Source organism: Halorubrum sp. BV1 (assembly GCF_000746205.1).
In the GTDB taxonomy this organism is placed as follows: Archaea; Halobacteriota; Halobacteria; order Halobacteriales; family Haloferacaceae; genus Halorubrum.
Genome location: NZ_JQKV01000001.1, coordinates 366,487 through 384,148, shown reverse-complemented (window position 1 = coordinate 384,148; position 17,662 = coordinate 366,487). Strand labels below are relative to the sequence as shown.

The 17,662-nt window shown below is 67.8% G+C and carries 20 protein-coding genes; 11 read left to right on the top strand and 9 right to left on the bottom strand.

Annotated elements, in window-relative coordinates:
• Nucleotides 1-2: 2 nt before the first annotated feature.
• Nucleotides 3-743 (bottom strand): proteasome assembly chaperone family protein, encoded by a 741-nt coding sequence (locus EP28_RS01930; protein ID WP_049982314.1) that lies wholly within the window; start codon nt 741-743, stop codon nt 3-5.
• A 119-nt stretch (nt 744-862) separates the two neighbouring features.
• Here EP28_RS01930 and EP28_RS01925 point away from each other — a divergent pair, with 119 nt between their 5' ends.
• Together EP28_RS01925 and EP28_RS01920 are read left to right on the top strand one after the other, a co-directional pair.
• Nucleotides 863-1,840, top strand: coding sequence for an RsmB/NOP family class I SAM-dependent RNA methyltransferase (locus EP28_RS01925; protein ID WP_049982313.1), 978 nt, complete (start codon nt 863-865; stop codon nt 1,838-1,840).
• Entirely contained in the window at nt 1,837-2,388 is a 552-nt protein-coding gene (locus tag EP28_RS01920; protein WP_049982312.1) for a DUF7122 family protein, read from the top strand. The genes EP28_RS01925 and EP28_RS01920 overlap by 4 nt, the downstream gene beginning before the upstream one ends.
• 3 nt (nt 2,389-2,391) lie before the next feature.
• Here the strand turns inward: EP28_RS01920 and EP28_RS01915 are convergent, their stop codons facing one another.
• The 3 genes from EP28_RS01915 to EP28_RS01905 all read right to left on the bottom strand — a co-directional run bounded on the left by EP28_RS01915 (nt 2,392) and on the right by EP28_RS01905 (nt 5,172).
• Nucleotides 2,392-2,952 (bottom strand): DUF371 domain-containing protein, encoded by a 561-nt coding sequence (locus EP28_RS01915; protein ID WP_080506021.1) that lies wholly within the window; start codon nt 2,950-2,952, stop codon nt 2,392-2,394.
• Nucleotides 2,953-3,061: 109 nt separating this feature from the next.
• Nucleotides 3,062-3,892 (bottom strand): amidohydrolase family protein, encoded by an 831-nt coding sequence (locus tag EP28_RS01910; RefSeq protein ID WP_049982311.1) that lies wholly within the window; start codon nt 3,890-3,892, stop codon nt 3,062-3,064.
• A gap of 92 nt (nt 3,893-3,984) precedes the next feature.
• On the bottom strand, nt 3,985-5,172 hold the full coding sequence (locus tag EP28_RS01905; protein WP_049982310.1) for a redox-regulated ATPase YchF: 1,188 nt from the start codon (nt 5,170-5,172) through the stop codon (nt 3,985-3,987).
• Between the two features lie 147 nt (nt 5,173-5,319).
• Between EP28_RS01905 and EP28_RS01900 the strand changes: the two genes are divergently transcribed.
• From EP28_RS01900 to EP28_RS01875, 6 genes are all read left to right on the top strand, one after another.
• Nucleotides 5,320-6,765, top strand: coding sequence for a D-aminoacyl-tRNA deacylase (locus EP28_RS01900; RefSeq protein ID WP_049982309.1), 1,446 nt, complete (start codon nt 5,320-5,322; stop codon nt 6,763-6,765).
• A 142-nt stretch (nt 6,766-6,907) separates the two neighbouring features.
• A complete protein-coding gene (gene ftsZ / locus EP28_RS01895) occupies nt 6,908-8,065 on the top strand; it encodes a cell division protein FtsZ (RefSeq protein ID WP_049982308.1) in 1,158 nt (385 codons plus the stop codon).
• A gap of 154 nt (nt 8,066-8,219) precedes the next feature.
• Nucleotides 8,220-8,396 (top strand): protein translocase SEC61 complex subunit gamma, encoded by a 177-nt coding sequence (locus EP28_RS01890; protein ID WP_006628863.1) that lies wholly within the window; start codon nt 8,220-8,222, stop codon nt 8,394-8,396.
• Nucleotides 8,396-8,848, top strand: a complete 453-nt coding sequence (locus EP28_RS01885) for a transcription elongation factor Spt5 (RefSeq protein WP_008004357.1) — start codon at nt 8,396-8,398, stop codon at nt 8,846-8,848. Before EP28_RS01890 ends, EP28_RS01885 begins: the two co-directional genes overlap by 1 nt.
• Before the next feature lie 119 nt (nt 8,849-8,967).
• A complete protein-coding gene (artA, locus tag EP28_RS01880) occupies nt 8,968-9,930 on the top strand; it encodes an archaeosortase A (protein ID WP_049982804.1) in 963 nt (320 codons plus the stop codon).
• A 129-nt stretch (nt 9,931-10,059) separates the two neighbouring features.
• Nucleotides 10,060-11,307, top strand: a complete 1,248-nt coding sequence (locus EP28_RS01875) for an MgtC/SapB family protein (protein ID WP_049982803.1) — start codon at nt 10,060-10,062, stop codon at nt 11,305-11,307.
• A 25-nt stretch (nt 11,308-11,332) separates the two neighbouring features.
• Here EP28_RS01875 and EP28_RS01870 read toward each other — a convergent pair whose 3' ends face one another.
• The 3 genes from EP28_RS01870 to dph5 form a co-directional block, all read right to left on the bottom strand.
• On the bottom strand, nt 11,333-11,707 hold the full coding sequence (locus EP28_RS01870; protein WP_049982307.1) for a CBS domain-containing protein: 375 nt from the start codon (nt 11,705-11,707) through the stop codon (nt 11,333-11,335).
• 70 nt (nt 11,708-11,777) lie between these two features.
• On the bottom strand, nt 11,778-12,161 hold the full coding sequence (locus EP28_RS01865; RefSeq protein ID WP_049982306.1) for a CBS domain-containing protein: 384 nt from the start codon (nt 12,159-12,161) through the stop codon (nt 11,778-11,780).
• A 64-nt stretch (nt 12,162-12,225) separates the two neighbouring features.
• On the bottom strand, nt 12,226-13,023 hold the full coding sequence (dph5, locus tag EP28_RS01860; protein ID WP_049982305.1) for a diphthine synthase: 798 nt from the start codon (nt 13,021-13,023) through the stop codon (nt 12,226-12,228).
• Between the two features lie 163 nt (nt 13,024-13,186).
• On the opposite strand from dph5, the gene EP28_RS01855 reads away from it, so the two are divergent.
• The 3 genes from EP28_RS01855 to lrpA1 all read left to right on the top strand — a co-directional run bounded on the left by EP28_RS01855 (nt 13,187) and on the right by lrpA1 (nt 16,558).
• Complete coding sequence (locus EP28_RS01855) at nt 13,187-15,082, top strand: 2-oxoacid:acceptor oxidoreductase subunit alpha (protein ID WP_049982304.1); 1,896 nt, start codon at nt 13,187-13,189, stop codon at nt 15,080-15,082.
• A 2-nt stretch (nt 15,083-15,084) separates the two neighbouring features.
• Nucleotides 15,085-16,023, top strand: coding sequence for a thiamine pyrophosphate-dependent enzyme (locus EP28_RS01850; RefSeq protein ID WP_049982303.1), 939 nt, complete (start codon nt 15,085-15,087; stop codon nt 16,021-16,023).
• Nucleotides 16,024-16,129: 106 nt separating this feature from the next.
• On the top strand, nt 16,130-16,558 hold the full coding sequence (gene lrpA1 / locus EP28_RS01845) for an HTH-type transcriptional regulator LrpA1 (protein WP_049982302.1): 429 nt from the start codon (nt 16,130-16,132) through the stop codon (nt 16,556-16,558).
• Nucleotides 16,559-16,577: 19 nt separating this feature from the next.
• Here lrpA1 and EP28_RS01840 read toward each other — a convergent pair whose 3' ends face one another.
• Nucleotides 16,578-17,072: a hypothetical protein gene (locus tag EP28_RS01840; RefSeq protein WP_049982301.1), complete on the bottom strand. Its 495-nt coding sequence runs from the start codon at nt 17,070-17,072 to the stop codon at nt 16,578-16,580.
• A 54-nt stretch (nt 17,073-17,126) separates the two neighbouring features.
• The gene (locus EP28_RS01835) at nt 17,127-17,597 is read right to left on the bottom strand and encodes a GNAT family N-acetyltransferase (protein WP_049982300.1); all 471 of its coding nucleotides are present in this window, start codon (nt 17,595-17,597) and stop codon (nt 17,127-17,129) included.
• Nucleotides 17,598-17,662 lie beyond the last annotated feature (65 nt).

Sequence of the window (17,662 nt, the reverse complement as noted above, 5' to 3'; positions counted from 1 at the left end):
TCTCACTGGAACATCTTCAGCGGCTCCGCCTGCGAGCTCTCCTCTGTCGCCTGCCGCATCCGCTCTGCGAGCTGCTGTTTGGCGTTGCGGATCTCGGTCGCCTGATCCACGAGGCCGTCGGTCGGCGTCTCGGTCCCGGCGATCGGGTCGATGCCGTCGCGAATGAGGATCCGCGCGCCCTCCGGATCGGGGAACTGCGGATCCGATTCGACGATCAGCCCGACGGCGTCGCGACCGCGCTCTAACGCCGCCGCGAGCATCGCGCCGGTCGGTCCGGAGACGAGGCCGGATTCCGGCGGGTCGTCGACCGAAGCGCGCGAGAGCGCGTCGCCGCCGTCGCCGGTCGCGATCCCGTACAGCGCCGGCGGGTTTTCGTCCTTCTCGCGGCCGAGGCCGGAGAGGAACACGGGGAACGCTGTCGTCTCGTCGAACCACCCGTTGAGGCAGTCCGCGACCTCGGTTGCGGCGTTCGGATGGACAGGCACGTCGCTTCTGAGCGCGACGAGATCGAGTTCGGAGTCGGCGTACAGCCGCACGGGGGCGGTCACCGTCGGATCGTCTTCCCGGTACACCGCCACTCGCGGGAGACCGTCGCAGTGGACGTTGGCGTAGTGGGTCATCTCGTGTGCGTCGATCATGTGATCGGTCGCGATCTTGCCGACGAGCCCCACGCCGGGGAACCCCTCGACAAGGGTCGGTTCGGACAGCGACACCTCGTCGTCGAGTACGGATATTTGCGCCATGTGCGGCGGTACGCCGCCGACCGACCTAAAACGGTGGGGCCGTCTGCCCGCGGGAGCGCGGCGAGTTCCGGACCGTCCCGTGCCGAAACCGACTAACGCCCCCGCGGGGAAGAGAGGCCATGAATCCGCTCGACCGGTACGAGTCACTCGTCGACGACGTTGACGCGTTCCGGACGGCGTGTGACCGGCCGCTGCCGTCGGTCGTGCGCACGAACGGGATCGCCGCCTCGCCGGCGCGCGTCCGTGAGGCGTTCGAGGAGGAGGGGGTGGCGTACGAGCCCGTCGGCTGGCACGACGGACTGTTTCGGCTGCCCGACGGGAACCCCGGCGGGAACTGGCCGTACGTCCACGGCTGGACCCACGGCCAAGAGGAGGTTTCCGTCTTGCCGGGGCTCGCACTCGACCCGCAGCCCGGCGAGCGCGTCTGGGACGCCTGTGCCGCTCCGGGGAGCAAGACGACGCAGATCGCCGACGCCATGGACGACCGGGGGACCGTCGTCGCGAACGACAACAATCTCGGTCGGCTCTCGGCGCTGCGGCACAACGCCGAGCGGCTCGGCGTGACGAACGCGATCGTCACGAACCAGGACGCGCGCAACTTCTCCGTGAAACCGCTCGCGTTCGACGCGTTCGACCGCGCACTGGTCGACGCCCCCTGCTCGTGTGAGGGGACTTGCCGGAAGAACCCGGACGTCCTCGACCAGTGGACGCTCGATCACGTCCACGGCGTCGCCGGGATCCAAAAGGGGATCCTCTCGCGCGCCGTACAGGCGACCCGTCCCGGCGGCACAGTCGTCTACTCGACGTGCACGTTCGCGCCGGAGGAGAACGAGGCGGTGCTCGACCACGTCCTCGCGAACGAGCCGTGTGAGATAGTCGAGTTCGACCTTCCGCTGGAGGCCGATCCGGGCGTCACCGAGTGGGAAAACGAGACCTACGACGAGGCGGTGACCCGCGCGAAGCGGATCTACCCGCACCGGAACGACACGGGGGGGTTCTTTTGTGCGAAGCTGCGGGTGAACGGAAGAGGGGCCGAGGGCGGCGGTCGCGACGGCGAAACACGTGAGGTCGCCGGCGACGAGGAGGTGGCCGCGTGAGCGATCGTCGTGACGGCGACCAGCGAGGCGAACGGGCCAACGACGGACAGCGGTTCGACCGCCTGCCTGAAACCCCGGCGGACCAGGTGGTCGAGGGGCGCGCGAGCCGCGCCGAGGTGCTCGATTGGTGGCAGGAGCGGTTCGGAATCGGAACGGACGTGTTCGAGGGGTACAGCTTCTGGGAGAAGGGGGCCGGGAAGATCTGGATATTCAACGGCGAGGCGACCGATCCGAGCGAGGTGGAGGCGATCGGGATGACGTTTCTCCGGACGCGACAGGAGCACTGGAAGCCCACCGGGCGGGCGGCGTCGCGGTTCGGCGCGCACGCGACGCGAAACGTGATCGATCTGGGTCCCGAGCGGGCCGCCCGGTTCGCGGCCGGCGAGGACCAGGACCTCCCCGAGTGGGACGGCGACTGGGGGTACCTGATCGCGGCTCACGAGGTCGCCGGCGAGCGGGTCCCGATCGGCGTCGGGCTCTACCTCTACGACGAGCTTCGCTCCGTCGTGCCGAAGGGGAGCCGAGCGGACCTGCCGGTTGTCGAGTGACGGCTACGCTCCGGGATCGACCGTCAGCCGCAGCGCCGCGGGCGCGCCGGCCGCGAGCGCGTCGACGAGGTCGCGGTCGAGGTCGCCGGCCGCGGCGTCGCCCTCGATGAGAACCGTCCGCTCGTCATCGGTGTACGCGCTCGTCCGAGCGACCATGGAGCGATCATCGAGGAGCGTCAGGCCGGGGTCACCCCGGCCGACGATCGCCGCCGCGTGGGCCGGGTCGTCGAGCGCGACCGATTCGTCGTCGGGCGATCCAACCGCGATCTCCGCCGTTATCGTCGCTCCGGCGTCTCGGCACGCATCGCGGAACTCGGCCGAGAAGTCCCGGGGGGCGCGGTCGGCCGCGACGCCGACGATGCAGTCGCCCGCGGGCGTGAGCCAGTCGTCGGTCGTGAACTCGACGGTGCTCGCGTGCTCGGCGGTGACGTTCTCGTGGCCGGTCGCGCGGACGACCTCGACGAGGGGGTCGGTCTCTTCAGTACGGTCCGCGTCGTCGCTCGTGTGGTCGCCGGCGACGCCGTCGGCGTCGTCACCGATGTCGTCGACATCTGCGTCGCTCATGGTCGCGAGTGGGCGACGCGCCGGCAAGTGGCTACCGCTTGGCGTCGGCGGCGCGGTCGGCGGCGGAGTCATCGACAGCGCGGCCGTCGACAGCGCGGCACAGTCAGGGTCAGACGTCGGCACCCTCTGCGAGCGCGGGCACCAGCCGCACCGGGTTCTTCGCGAACACTCGCCGCATCAGGTCCTCTGAGACGTCGAGCGTGAGCACCTCCATCACGCCCACGTTCGGGTGGGCGTCCGGCGCGCCGGAGCCGAACAGCACGCGGTCCGGATGCTCTAAGATCCCGCGTTCGAGCACCTCGCGGTAGCGCACGGCCGTCGTGTCGACGTACAGCCGGTCGTGGTCGTCGAGCAGGTCGAGCGTCTCGCTCATCAGGTCGGCATCGAGCGGGTGGCCGCCGAAGCTCCCGAGCACCACCGGGAAGTCGTAGCCGAGCAGTTCCGTTTCGACCGCCGACGGCGGGAACCGCTTGCCCGCGTGGACGATGAGCGGGAGGTCCGCGTCCGCCAGCCGCGTCAGCACGTCTTCGTTCGGGAGGCCGTCGACGTGCGGCGCGAGCGTGAACCCGTGAAAGCGGTCGTCGTAGGAGTACTGCTCGACGTCGTCCGGGCGCGTGTGGTGGTCGTCGCGCTCGGCGCGAAGGTTCCGAACGACGGACATCGGACCGGTCCCAGCGTCGCGCGGACCGTTGAGCCGAGCGAACGCGACGAAGGGGCGGTCGATAGAGAGCCGAGCGACGGCGTTGTTCGCGCGGAGGTAGCTCCGACCGGGCGCGCGCTGTCCCGGGCTCGCGACGGCGCGGACGATCCCGGCCTGCAGCATCTCCCGCTCCAGTCGCTCCGGCGAGATGTCACGACCGTGGGTCGCGACCGACGACTCGTCGGGATCGAGCGTCGCCCGCGTGTCGACGATCCGGAAGTCGTGTTCGAGCCCCAGCATGTCCGGTGTCTACCGGCCTCTCTCTCCCGAATGGGATGTGTCTATCGGTTGCACGGGGGGCTGCGCCAGACGCCTCAGGCCTCCGGGGACGGTCACGGTCCCGCCGTCGAGACGATCTTGATCACGTCGCCCTCCGACAGCTCGTGACTCTCTCCGATCCGGCGCGAGGAGCGCGCGTCGACCGCGTGGAGGTACCCCTCGCCGATGTCGGTGTGAACGGCGTACGCCAAGTCCGGCGGGGTCGACCCCGCGGGCAAGAGGTGGGCGTCGGGGAGGACGTTCCCGGTGCCGTCGGTCCACTTCGCGGCGTCTTGGACGGGATACACCGTGATCCGATCGAGGCGGTCGTAGACGGCTGCGTTCAGCGCCGCCTGCACGCCGGTCCCCCTATGGCTCGCCATCGCGTCGGCGATAGCGTCGAGGCCCGTCCGCTGGCTCTCGGAGACGTCGCCGACGACCTCGAAGGCCTCGTCGCCCGGGTCGTAGTCGACGACGCCGGCCTCGGCGGCCCGGCGGAGGGCACGCTCGCCGTCCGCGGTCGCGGGAATCACGGGCTTGTCGGTCCCCGCTCGGATGCGGTCGACAGCGTCCTCCGGCGCGGCGTCGACCTTGTTTGCGACGACGACGATCGGCTTGGTCCGGCGGCGGACCGCTCGCGCGAGCGCCTCGCGGTCGTCGTCGGTCCACGCCTTCGGATCGGCGGGGTACTCCAGCCCGCGGAGCACCGACGCCACGTCGTGTTCGCTCGCACCGAACCCCGTGAGCATATCGGTGAGCGCCGTCTCGATGTCGAACTCCGGCGACCGCGACTTGCGCTCGACGCTCTCCCAGTTGCGGTCGACGATCCCCGTGAGCCACAGGTCCATCTCCTCCTCGATGAAGTCCACGTCGTCGAGCGGATCGCGGCTCCCGGGTTCGACCGGTTCCCCCTCGGCGTTCGTCGCCCCGGAGGCGTCGACGACGTTCACCACCACGTCCGCGTTCGTCAACTCGTCGAGAAACTGGTTACCGAGCCCCTTTCCCTCGTGTGCGCCGGGGACGAGCCCGGCCACGTCGAGGAGTTCGACCGGTACGTACCGTTTGCCGTCGCGGCAGCGCTCGTTGCCGCACCGCTCGTCGCGGTCGAGACAGGGACACTCGGTCCGAACGTGGGTCACTCCGCGGTTGGCGTCGATCGTCGTGAACGGATAGTTCGCGACGTCGACGTCGGCCATCGTCGCGGCGGTGTAGAAGGTTGACTTGCCGGCGTTCGGCTTCCCCGCCAGCGCGACCGTGATCATACGCGAGGCTCGCGGGCCGACGAAAAGCGCCTTTCGGTCGCCGTCGGTCTGACTCGACTCTCAGTTCACCGTTCGCCGGCCACGGACGCGCACCCGCCCGCGACCGGAACCGACGGCTATTCGGGCGACGCTCCCGGAGCGACGGGCGTGATAGCGATCGTCGTGAGTCGGGCAGACAGCGCCTCGGTACACATCGGAGAGCAGCTGCTCGCGGTCGGCGACTGGGAGCCGCACGAGGACGAGACGCGCCCCGACGCGGCGGGGGGCGGTACCTACTACCGGACCGACGGGTTCGAGCTCCGCGAATTCGACGACCTCCACGTCGATCTGGACGACCCGACGGACGCGTTCGGCACGGACGACGAGACGCCGGCGGTCCTCGTGTTCGTCTCCAGGCACTCGGGCGAGAGCGGCGAGCTGCTGACCGCACACGTCACCGGGAACTTCGGCCCAGCGCCGTACGGCGGCGCGTCCGAGACGCTCTCGCGAGCCGCTCCCGGCGCCGAAAAGCGCGTGGTCGCGGCGCTGGCGTCACACGCGCCCGCGGGCTACGACGTGGGTATCGAGTGCACGCACCACGGCCCCACGGACGTGCGCGTGCCGTCGCTGTTCGTCGAACTCGGCTCGGACGAACCGCAGTGGAGCGATCCGGAAGCGGCCCGCGCGGTCGCGCGAGCGGTCCTCGATATGCGGGACACGGGGGCGGACCTGCTCGTCGACGGCGACGACGGAAGAGATCCGACCCCGCGCCATGTCGTCGGCTTCGGCGGCGGCCACTACGCGCCGCGGTTCACCCGAATCGTCCGCGAGACGGCGTGGGCGGTGGGTCATGTGGCCGCGGACTGGGCGCTCGGCGAGATGGGCGCGCCCGACGCGAACCGAGACGTGATCGAGCAGGCGTTCGAGCGGAGCCGGGCCGAGTTCGCCGTGGTCGAGGGCGACAGACCGATCCTCGAATCGGTGATAGACGACCTCGGACACCGCGTCGTGAGCGAGACGTGGGTCCGGACGGTCGGCGACAGACCGCTCGCGCTCGTGGAGCGACTGGAGTCCGACCTCGCGACGGTCGACGACGGGCTCCGGTTCGGCGAGGTCGAGCCCGCGTCGACGGGATCCGACGAGACCCGGATTCGGGAACTGCCCGCCGCGTTGCTGTCGCGGGCACAGGGCATCGACTCGACCGCGGCCCGCGCGGCGGTCGAGGCGGCGACGGTCGCCTTCGAGACCGAGCAGGCCGGGACGCGAGCCGCCGGGCGAGCGGCGTTTGCGACAGCCACCGAAGCGCCCGAGTACGCCGACCTCGTCGCGGACCTCGCGGATGTCTTGGAACGGCGGTACGACGCGGTCGATGTCGAGTACGACGCGGTCGACGTCGAGGACGACGCGGACCACGCCGGACTGCCAATCGACGCCGAACCGACGAGCGTCGTCGCCCGCGAGACGGCGTTCGACCCGTCGCTCGCCGCCGAGGCGGGAGTGCCCGAGGGGCCGGCGTTCGGGCGGCTCGCAGACGGCGAGGCGGTGGAAGTTGACGACGAGACGATCGAGCCGGCGGACGTGTCGCGGACGCAGGTGGATCGGTTCCCGCTGTGAGCCGCGGAAGGAAACGGACGTCACGCCTGATCAGTCCCTCGGCGCGCCGTGCGTTCGCGGCCTCCGATCGACGGAGTTCGTCCGACGATCGTCAGACGATCGGGCAAAAATAAATACGTCCGGGTCGCAACCACACCACATAATGGACTCCATCGTAGAGGACGCCATCGACGAAGCCGAGGAATCCCCGGGCGACGACGCCGGGGAGGCCGGCGCGGACGCCGGCACCGGCGACGGAACCGCCAGTGCGCCACCTCAGACCGGGACGATGACCGACGACGAACTGCAGGACGTTCTCCAAGACCTCCAGACGAACATCACGGTGGTCGGCTGCGGCGGTGCCGGCGGCAACACGGTAAACCGGATGACAGAGGAGGGGATCCACGGCGCGAAGCTCGTGGCCGCCAACACGGACGTGCAACACCTCGTCAACATTGAGGCGGACACGAAGATCCTCATGGGTCAGCAGAAGACGCAGGGCCGCGGTGCCGGCTCGCTCCCGCAGGTCGGCGAGGAGGCGGCGATTGAGTCCCAAGAGGAGATCCAAGATGCCATCGACGGCTCCGACATGGTGTTCGTCACCGCCGGACTCGGCGGGGGGACGGGCACGGGTTCCGCCCCGGTCGTCGCGAAGGCCGCACGCGAGTCGGGCGCGCTCACCATCGCCATCGTCACTACCCCGTTCACGGCGGAGGGCGAGGTGCGCCGGACGAACGCCGAGGCCGGCTTAGAGCGCCTCCGCGACGTGAGCGACACGGTCATCGTCGTCCCTAACGACCGCCTGCTCGACGCGGTCGGCAAGCTCCCCGTCCGTCAGGCGTTCAAGGTCTCCGACGAGGTGCTCATGCGCTCCGTGAAGGGTATCACGGAACTCATCACGATGCCCGGCTTGGTCAACCTCGACTTCGCCGACGTTCGCACCGTCATGGAGAAGGGCGGCGTCGCGATGATCGGCCTCGGCGAGTCCGACTCCGACTCGAAGGCGCAGGACTCGGTGAAATCGGCGCTCCGGTCGCCGCTGCTCGACGTCGACATCTCCGGCGCGAACTCCGCGCTGGTGAACGTCACCGGCGGTACGGACATGTCCATCGAGGAGGCGGAAGGGGTTGTCGAGGAGATATACGACCGGATCGACCCCGACGCGCGGATCATCTGGGGGACCTCCGTCGACGACGATCTGGAGGGAGAGATGCGGACGATGATCGTTGTCACCGGCGTGGAGTCGCCGCAGATCTACGGCCGCAACGGCGAGGCACCGGAGGGTGCATCCGAGGTCGAAGACATCGACTACGTGGAGTAACCGGAGCCGGACGGCTCCGCTCTCGACCGGGTACGCGTCTGTTCCGTCTGTATGCTGAATGCCCCACCGGCTCCGCTCCGTTCGGTTTCTGCCGTCGATCGATCGGCCCAGCATCAAAAGGTAAAAACCGTCTCGTCTCGAAGCGCCTCGTAACATGGACGTTCCGTACGACCTCAACAGCTACATTCGGGTGCTGAAGCTGGCGAGCACGCCGAGCACCGACGAGTTCCTTCAGGTGTCGAAGATCGCCGGCGCGGGCATCCTGCTCATCGGCTTCATCGGCTTCCTGATGTTCGCGATCATGAGCCTCCTGCCGGGGGTCGGCGCGTAATGCCGATCTTCTCGGTCAAAACCACCGCGAGCCAAGAGCGGACCGTCGCCGACATGCTCGCAGAAAAGGAGATGCCGGAGATTCAGGCGGTCATCGCCCCCGACCAGCTCACGAGCTACGTGATGGTCGAGGCGACGGACGGGAGCGTGTTCGCCCGGATCCTCGACGAGATCCCGCACGCCCGCGGCGTGATTCAGGGCTCTGAGGGGCCCGCGGAGAGTCCCTTTTCGGAGGTCGAACACTTCCTCTCTCCGACCCCCGACGTGGAGGGGATCGCCGAGGGCGACATCGTCGAGCTGATCGCCGGCCCGTTCAAAGGCGAGAAGGCGCGCGTTCAGCGGATAGACGAGGGGAAAGACCAGGTGACTGTCGAGCTGTACGAAGCGACCGTCCCGATCCCGGTCACCGTCCGCGGCGACCAGATCCGCGTGCTCGACTCGGACGAACGCTGAGCGGACGGCGGCGACCGCGCCGGGCGAGACGGAACGCACTTTTTCGATCCGCGTCCTGATACCCGACGTACCGTCGGCAACGACAAGGGCTTTATTCGGTGACGACCGACGAACGCGACATGTTCGGTTCCGGCGTGTCTGCGATTCTGAGCCTTATCCCGGACACGTTCACGTTCGCGTGGATCGTCGCGGTCCTGTTCGCCACGGCGTGGCTTCTGGACAGTCGCGGACTGGCGGCCGGACGGGCGCTCGCAGCCGGAACGTGGGCGGTGTTCGGACTGTTCTGGCTGTCGACGGTGCCGTACTTCGCGTTCGAACACCAGAGCTACGTCGAGTCGATCCTCGCGCTCGTTGGCTTCCCCGCAAGCGTGTACGCCGGTTATCTGCTGTACAGCGGTCGCGCGTCGCTTTTTACCCTCACGCGGGCGATCGCGATCATGCTTTTCATCTACCTCCCGTTCGAGACGATCCCGGCGTTCACCGTCGCGGGCGTGACGGTCCCGGAGCCGCGGCGGGTCCTCATCGAGATCGTCGCGAGCCAGACCGGGGCGCTCATCGACCTGCTCGGCTACGCGCCGGAGGCGGTGACGAGCAGTGAGGGGTACGACGCGGCGTACTCGTGGACGCTGGAGGACGGCCACACCGTCGTCATCCACATCGTGCTGGCGTGCACGGGACTCGGGAGCATGGCGATCTTCGGCGGGCTCGTCGCCGCCGTGCAGGCCCCGCTGTCGCGAAAACTCCGCGCGCTCGCGGTGTCGCTCCCGCTCATCTACGTCCTTAACATCCTCCGGACCACGTTCATCTCCGTCGTCGCCGGCAATCAGTACATGCACTGGTACCCGGACCTCGTGTTGACGATGTTCGGCGCGACAGACCCGTACCGGGTCTCGTTTCTGATCTCCGATCGGATCATGAGTCAACTCCTCGCGGTCGTCGCGCTCGTCGGGATCACCTTCCTCGTCGTGCGCCAGATGCCAGAGCTCGTCGTCGTCCTCGAAGACGTGCTCTACCTCCTCACGGGCGAGGAACACGACCTCACGGAGTCGCTTGACCTCCCGCGAGAGCCGACGAACCGGTGACCGAAGCGGCGGTCGCCGAGTAACGCGTCGCATGGCAAACTATAGGCGTCGCTGTCGAGTGATGCGGCGTATGCGCGGTACCGCTTCGGCAGCGAACGGACATGGGTTCGCGACTCGGCGGTGGTGGCGATGGTAGACGCCGTCGACCCCCTCGTGTACCTCCAGACGAACGTCGCGAAGCTGGCGTTGGCGACGGCGCTCGGGATGTTCCTCGGACTGGAGCGGGAGTGGTCCCAGAAATCGGCCGGGATACGGACGTTCGCTTTGATCAGCCTCGCGGCCGCGGTGTTCTCACTCGTCGACAGCGACGGGCTCCTGATCGTCGGGGGAATCCTCATCGTCGCCATCGCGGTGCTGCTTGCGGTCCGCAGCTTCGTCGAGTCCGACGTCGAAGGACTCTCGCTCACGACGTCCGTCTCGCTGCTCGTCACCTACGGGGTGGGCGCGCTGGTCGCGAACGAGTTCTTCATCGAGGCGGTGACGGTGGCCGTGCTCTCCTCGCTTTTGCTCGTGTTGAAACGCGAGCTTCACCAGTTCGCGTGGGGGCTCTCCAGAGAGGAGGTGCGAAGCGCCGTCGAGTTCACCATCCTCGCGTTCGTCGTCTTCCCGCTGCTTCCGACGGAGACCGTCGATCCGTGGGGAGCGATCCAGCCCCGGCTCGTCTGGTCGCTCGTCGTCGCGGTCAGCGGTATCGGCTTCGTGAACTACGTGCTCGTGAAGCGGTATCAGGGTCGGGGGTACGCGGTCACCGGCTTCTTCGGCGGCCTCGTGAACTCCACCGCGGTCGTCGCCGAGATGGCCAAGCGGGCACGCGGCCACGAAGACCTCCGGCGCATCGCCGTCGGCTCGATCTTACTCGCGAACGCGGCGATGGCGCTTCGAAACGCCGCGGTCGTGGCCGCCTTCGTGCCCGACGCCGCCCTCGTCGTCGGCGTGCCCCTCGGAGCGATCACGGTCGTCGGGGTGGCCGTCGCGGTGTGGCAGAGCGACTGGGAGACACCGATAGAAACGGATCTCACCTCGCCGTTCAGCCTGCGGAACGCGCTGACGTTCGGCGCGCTGTTCCTCGTGGTGCTTCTCGCCTCCGCGGGCGCAGAGCGCGCCTTCGGCGCGGGCGGATTCGTCGCCACGTCGTTCCTCTCCGGTCTCGTTTCTTCGGGGACCTCGACGGCGACAGCGGTGTCGCTTCTCGGAACCGGGCAGATCGGGGTCGAAACTGCAGTCACAGGCGTGATCGCCGGGACGGTGGCGAGCATCCTCGTGAAGACCGCCTTCGCCGCGAGCGTCTCGCGAGAACTCGTTCGACCGGTGTTCGTCTGGAACCTCGTGTTGATCGCCGCCGGCGTCGCGGCGGGCGTTCCGCTGTTGATCCTGTGACCGCTACGAACGGCTCGTCAGGTCGTTACGAGAGGTGTTCGGCCACGTCCGTCGAGGAGACCATCCCGACGTAGTCGTCGTCGACGACCGGGAGGTGTTTGACGCCGTACATCGTCATCATCGCCGCGACCTCCTCCATCATCAGGTCGGGCGTCACGGTCTCGACGTTCTCGGTCATCACGTCGCGGACGGTCGTCGACTCGATGTCGCGTGCCTCGGCGACCGCACCGACGATATCGCTCTGGGTGACGATACAGCCGCCGCCCGTCGTGACGACGAGCGCGCTGATATCGCCGGCGTGCATCCGTTTCGCCGCGTCCCGTAGGGACTCGTCCGCGCCGATCGTCTCCAGTGGCGTCGACATGACGTCGCTGACGCGGGTCCGATCGTTCAGATCCATACAGTGATGTGTGTTACCACGTTAGATTACTCTTCCGAAATACGCAAACGGCGTCGCCGGTACCCAGTCGCTACTGCGCTTTCGAGAGGAACGCCGTGAGGTCGGTCGACGAGACCATGCCGACCAGTTCGCCGTCATCGCTCGTCACCGGCAGGTGGGTGTACCCGTGTGCCGTCGGTTCGGCCAGTTCCTCGACGGTGTCGTCGGGGCCGACGGTGACGACGTCATGCGTCATGAACGCGTCGACGGGCGTCTCGTCTTCCGGGTCGTTCTCGTTGACCAGCGAGACGAAATCGGTGGCGGTGATGAGCCCCGTGAGCCGACCTCCGTCGACGACCAACACGGAGTTTACGCCGGTGTCGAGCATCAGCGTCGCGGCGTCGGCTGCGGCGGCGTCCGGTCCGATCGTGACGAGATCCGTCGACATGACCTCCTCGACTGCGGGTGTGTCCATGTGCTATGATACCGTGCTACGAAGATATCAAACGTGGGGTCGCGGCGCGGCGGGCTGCGGCGACTCACCGGTCTAGGAGTTCGTCCGGTGCGTCCGCCAGCCCGGCGAGCGCGTCGGCTTCGATGTGATGAAGATCGCCGGGGATCACGAGCAGGTGGAGCGGGTCGCCGAAATCGCGGTCGGCGAGCGCCGAGAGCCGATCGGCGGCGACGACTGCGTCGGGCGACCCCGCGCGGGCGACGGCCACCGCCAGCCCGTCCGTCCATCCCTCGGCGAGCAGCTCGGCACCGACGTCCGCGGTCATGTACTCCTCGTGGTCGGGGTCCGACCCCGTCGGGCCGGTCCCGACCTTAATGTCGAGGTAGACGACCGTGTGGAGTCCGCGCTCGCGGTTCGCCTCAATCGTTTCGATGACGCTCCCTGGCACGTCGTCGCCGCCGTGCGCGTACGGAAACGGGAGTGTCGTCGCCTTCCCGAACCGGTAGTTCTGGAGTCCGGTGAGACTCGACGCGGCCGACTGCGCCGTCACGCCGTGGATCACACGCGTGTCGATCCCGCGCTCTTCGGCGCGGAGCCGGAGGTCCGTGTGCGTCGTCGAGATCATCGTGTCGCCCGCCGTCAGGAACGCGGCGTCGCCGCCCGCCGCCGCGTCGAGGATCGCGTCCGGATCCCGTTCGACGCCCTCGCGCGGACGAACCTCGATGTCGACGTCGTGGTACGCCTGCAGGTCGGCCACGTCCGCGCCGACGAGCCTGCTGGTATAGAACTCGGCGAAGACGCGGTCGGCCGCCCGAATCGCCTCTCGTCCCTCGACGGTGACCGACCGCTCGTCGTAGAGGCCGAGTCCGATGAACGTGAGCATGCCACTGGTCGGGGCGGAGAGCGTTAAAGTGACCCGGAACCGCATCGTCGACAGCGAGCGGTCCGGTATTCTTCACGATCGTCTCTTGTGATTCCATAGCAAGCACTAAGAGGTAACCGACACAACCCCAATCCACGAGGCCTACACGGGCTCACATACCACTATGACTGACGATGAACTCATCTGGCGGATATCGGGGGGATCCGGTGACGGGATCGCTTCGACGAGCCAGAACTTCGCGAAGGCCCTGATGCGATCGGGGCTGAACGTCTTCACGCATCGCCACTACCCGTCGCGGATTCGCGGCGGCCACACATACACTGAAGTCCGCGCGTCCGCGGACCCGGTACAGTCCCGCGGTGACGGGTACAACTTCCTGTTGGCGCTCGGCGACTCGTTCGCCCGCAACCCGCAGGAGGGGGCCGTCTACGGGAACGAAGAGGTCAAGCCGCTCTCGGAGAACCTCGATGAACTCCGTGACGGCGGCGTCATCGTCTACGACGAGGGGCTGCTCGACACCTCCGAGATCCCGGACTTCGAGGAGCGCGCCGAGGAGAACAACTGGCACGTCTACCCGCTCGACCTCCGCGGCCTCGCCCGCGACATGGGTCGTGAAGTCATGCGCAACACCGCGGGCGTGGGTGCGACCTGCGCGCTGATCGGCATGGAACTCGATCACGTCGAGGACCTCATGCGCGACGCGATGCCGGAGAAGATCCTCGACCCGAACATCGAGATCTTAGAGACGGCCTACGACCAGGTCCGCGAGGAGTACGACATCGACGCGCCGGACGTGAGCGTTCCGACGGGCGAACACGACGAGACGCAACTGCTCATGTCCGGGTCGGACGCCATCTCCTACGGTGCCATCGACGAGGGCTGTCGGTTCATCGCCGGGTACCCGATGACGCCGTGGACCGAGGTGTTCACCATCATGACCAAACACCTGCCGAAGCTCGGCGGGATCTCGGAGCAGGTCGAAGACGAGATCGCGGCGGCCGCGCTCGCGGTCGGTGCCTCGCACGCCGGCGTCAAGGCCATGTCCGGCTCCTCCGGTGGCGGCTTCGCGCTGATGTCCGAGCCGCTCGGGCTCGCGGAGATGACGGAGACGCCAGTCGTCTTAGTCGAGGCCATGCGCGCCGGTCCCTCGACCGGCATGCCGACGAAGCCAGAGCAGTCCGACCTCGAACACGTCCTGTACACCTCACAGGGTGACTCCCAGCGCGTCGTCTTAGCGCCGGGCACCGTCGAGGAGGCGTACACGCAGTCGCGGCTCGCCTTCCGGCTGGCCTACGAGTACCAGATCCCGTCGATCCTGCTGTACGACCAGAAGCTCGGCGGCGAGCTCGTCAACGTCCCCAAGAGCCACTTCGACCGCGAACCCAACCCGACGCTCGGCAAGACGCTGACCGAAGACGCGCTCGCGGAGCAGCCGCACTCGGCAGACGGGAAGTTCCACCGGTTCCAACACGACGTCGACGACGGCGTCTCCCCGCGATCGCTGCCGGGCCAGAAGGGCGGTCGCTTCCTCGCGACCGGAAACGAACACGACCCGACCGGTCACATCGCCGAGTCCCCCGACAACCGGGTCGCGCAGATCGACCGGCGCACGGAGAAGCTGGACGCGATCCGCGCCGATCTCGACGCCGAGGACACCGGCTCGTACGCCGGTCCCGAGGACGCCCAGTACGGCATCCTCACCTTCGGGAGCCAACAGGGCACGGTCGAGGAGGCCGTGGGTCGGCTCAACGACGCCGGCGTCTCGGTGAAGTCGTACGGCGTCTCCGACATGCTCCCGTTCCCGACCGAGCAGGTCGAGGCGTTCATCGAGAGCGTCGACGAAGTCCTCGTTGTCGAGATGACCGCCTCGGGACAGTTCCGCGGGCTCATCCAGAAGAACCTCGGCCGCTACGGCGAGAAGCTGTCGAGCCTGCTGAAGTACAACGGGAACCCGTTCGAGCCGGCGGAGGTCGTCGACGGGTTCGAGGCCGCCATCATTGAGGGCGACGGCGACGCGTCGGGCCACCAGACCACCTTCGTCCCAGCCGCAGGTGACTAACAATGAGCACGTTTTCAGCAATCGGAGAGGAGCGAGAGATAGACCGCGACGAGTACACACCGGGCGTCGAGCCCCAGCCCACGTGGTGTCCGGGCTGTGGTGACTTCAGCGTCCTGAAAGCACTGAAACAGGCGCTCCCTGAGGTCGGGCGCACGCCCGAGGAGACGCTTTTGTGCACCGGGATCGGCTGTTCCGGCAAGCTGAACAGCTACCTCGACACGTACGGGTTCCACACGATCCACGGGCGTTCGCTGCCCGTGGCCCGCGCCGCGAAGCTGGCGAACCCCGACCTCGAAGTCATCGCCGCCGGCGGCGACGGCGACGGATACGGGATCGGCGGAAACCACTTCATCCACACGGCCCGGGAGAACCACGATATGACGTACATCGTGTTCAACAACGAGATCTTCGGGCTCACGAAGGGCCAGACGTCTCCGACGAGCCCGAAGGGCCACAAGTCGAAGACCCAACCGCACGGGAGCGCCAAGGAGCCGGTGAAGCCACTCTCGATGTCGCTCAACGCCGGTGCCTCCTACGTCGCCCGCACGGCCGCGGTCAATCCGAATCAGGCCAAAGAGATCCTCGTCGAGGCGATCGAACACGACGGGTTCGCACACGTCGACTTCCTCACCCAGTGTCCGACCTGGAACAAGGACGCGCGTCAGTACGTGCCGTATATCGACGTCAACGAGTCCGACGACTACGACTTCGACAAGACGGACCGCGTCGAGGCCCAAGAGATGATGCGGACGACGGAGGAGTCGCTCTACGAGGGCGAGGTCCTCACCGGCCGCTTCTACGTCGACGAGGATCGCCCGTCGTACGGAGAAGAAAAGCGCGCGATCGGCGAGATGCCCGAGGAGCCGCTCGCAGAGCGCTACTGGGACGACGACTACGAGTGGGAGCGCGTCCACGACTCGTTCCTCGACAAGCACGCCTAGCGCCGCGGTCGTCGGTGCGGGCCGACCGATCCGCTGCGGTTCGGTGTCCGTTCGTCTCGTTTTTCGATTCGGAAGGTATTTTTTCTACGGAGACAAACCAGTAGGTATGAGTACGGTATCGACGGAAGAACGGATCCTGTCGGTGTTAGAGGAAGACGCGCAGGCGTCATGCGCCGAGATCGCGGAACGCGCCGACGTCTCGAAACCGACCGTGCGGAAGTACATCGATCGCTTAGAAGAAAAGGGGGTGATAGTGGGGTATTCGGCGGAGATCGACCCGAAGAAGCTCTCCTCGCAGTCGATCGCCATGGTGGGCATGGACGTCGACTCCGGCAAGTACGTCGGGGCGACCCGCGAGCTGAAAGAACTCGACGAGGTACAGGCGCTTTACACCTCGTCTGGCGACCACATGCTGATGGCTGAGGTCCGCGCCGGCGACGGCGACGAGCTGGGCGACGTGATCTCGGAGAAGCTGCTCGCGATAGACGGTGTCACAGCCGCTCACCCGTCGTTCTTACAGGAACGGCTGAAGTGACGACGTCGGCAGATCAGTTCTACCGATACGCGAGCGCGACGAGGAGCCCGCTCGTCGCGGCGGCACCGATCGTCGCGGCGGTGATCGCAGTCTCGCTGGCCCCCAGTACGACTCCCGCAAGCGGGAGGCAGAGCAGGGCACCGACCCACATCCCTGCGCCGCCGAGTCGGCGCGCCCGCTCGCGGCTCACGTTCGGGGTCGTCAGGAGTTCGCGCCGGTCGCGGTAGCGGACGAGCCAGCCGAGAGCGACCGTCCCGACGGCGCTGACCCCGAGCGCCCCGCCGGCGACGAGCCGGTCGGAGACGCCGGTGACGATCGCGGCGGCGAGCGCGAGCAGGAACGCGCCGGTTCCAGCGAGGACGGTCGCGTTCGCTCGTGCGCCCCGGTCGTCGGTGGTGTCGACCCCGTAGAGTCGGCGGAGTCGACTTCCGGACGGCAGGCTCGCGAGAGCGACGATACCGAGTGTGACACCGAGCGCGACGAGGAGTGCGGGAGCGATATCGGCGAAGCTCATCGGGTGTGGTTGGGACCGCTGCCGTCTTCAGTTCATCCCGTCGCGTGCCGTGCGTCACCGAAGCGTGTCCACGTCGGTGACGACGATCGTCTCGTCGCCCGCGGGGCCGCGTCGCGTCTCTCGCGGCTCGAAGCCGTAGGAGGTGAAAAACTCCTGTGCACCCGGGCTGTCGGTCGGGACGCTCGCGCGGAGCGTGTCCACGCCGCGGTCGGTCACCGAAGACGCGACGCGAGAGAGCAGGTCGTCGGCGACGCCCTCGCCCGCGTGACTCGGGTGGACCCAGAGGGCGAGCAGTTCGGCCTCCGATCCCTGCGCGTCGGGGTGCGCGATAGCGATGCCGACGGGGCCGTCGTCGTCTTCCATGAGGAACGACCACTTCGCCTCCGCGGCCGCCTCGCGGACGCCGGCGGCGGACACGTCAAGAAGGGGGGATCCGATATCGTCGAAGACGGTCGCCTCTCGGGCTCGCGAGACGGCCGTTCGTAGCGCCTCCGCGTCGTCGGGGCGGGCCGCCCGAACATGCATACGCGATCATGGGGAAAGCGATCACCTATAGGTTTCGGGATGTCAATGTCTCCCACATCGACACT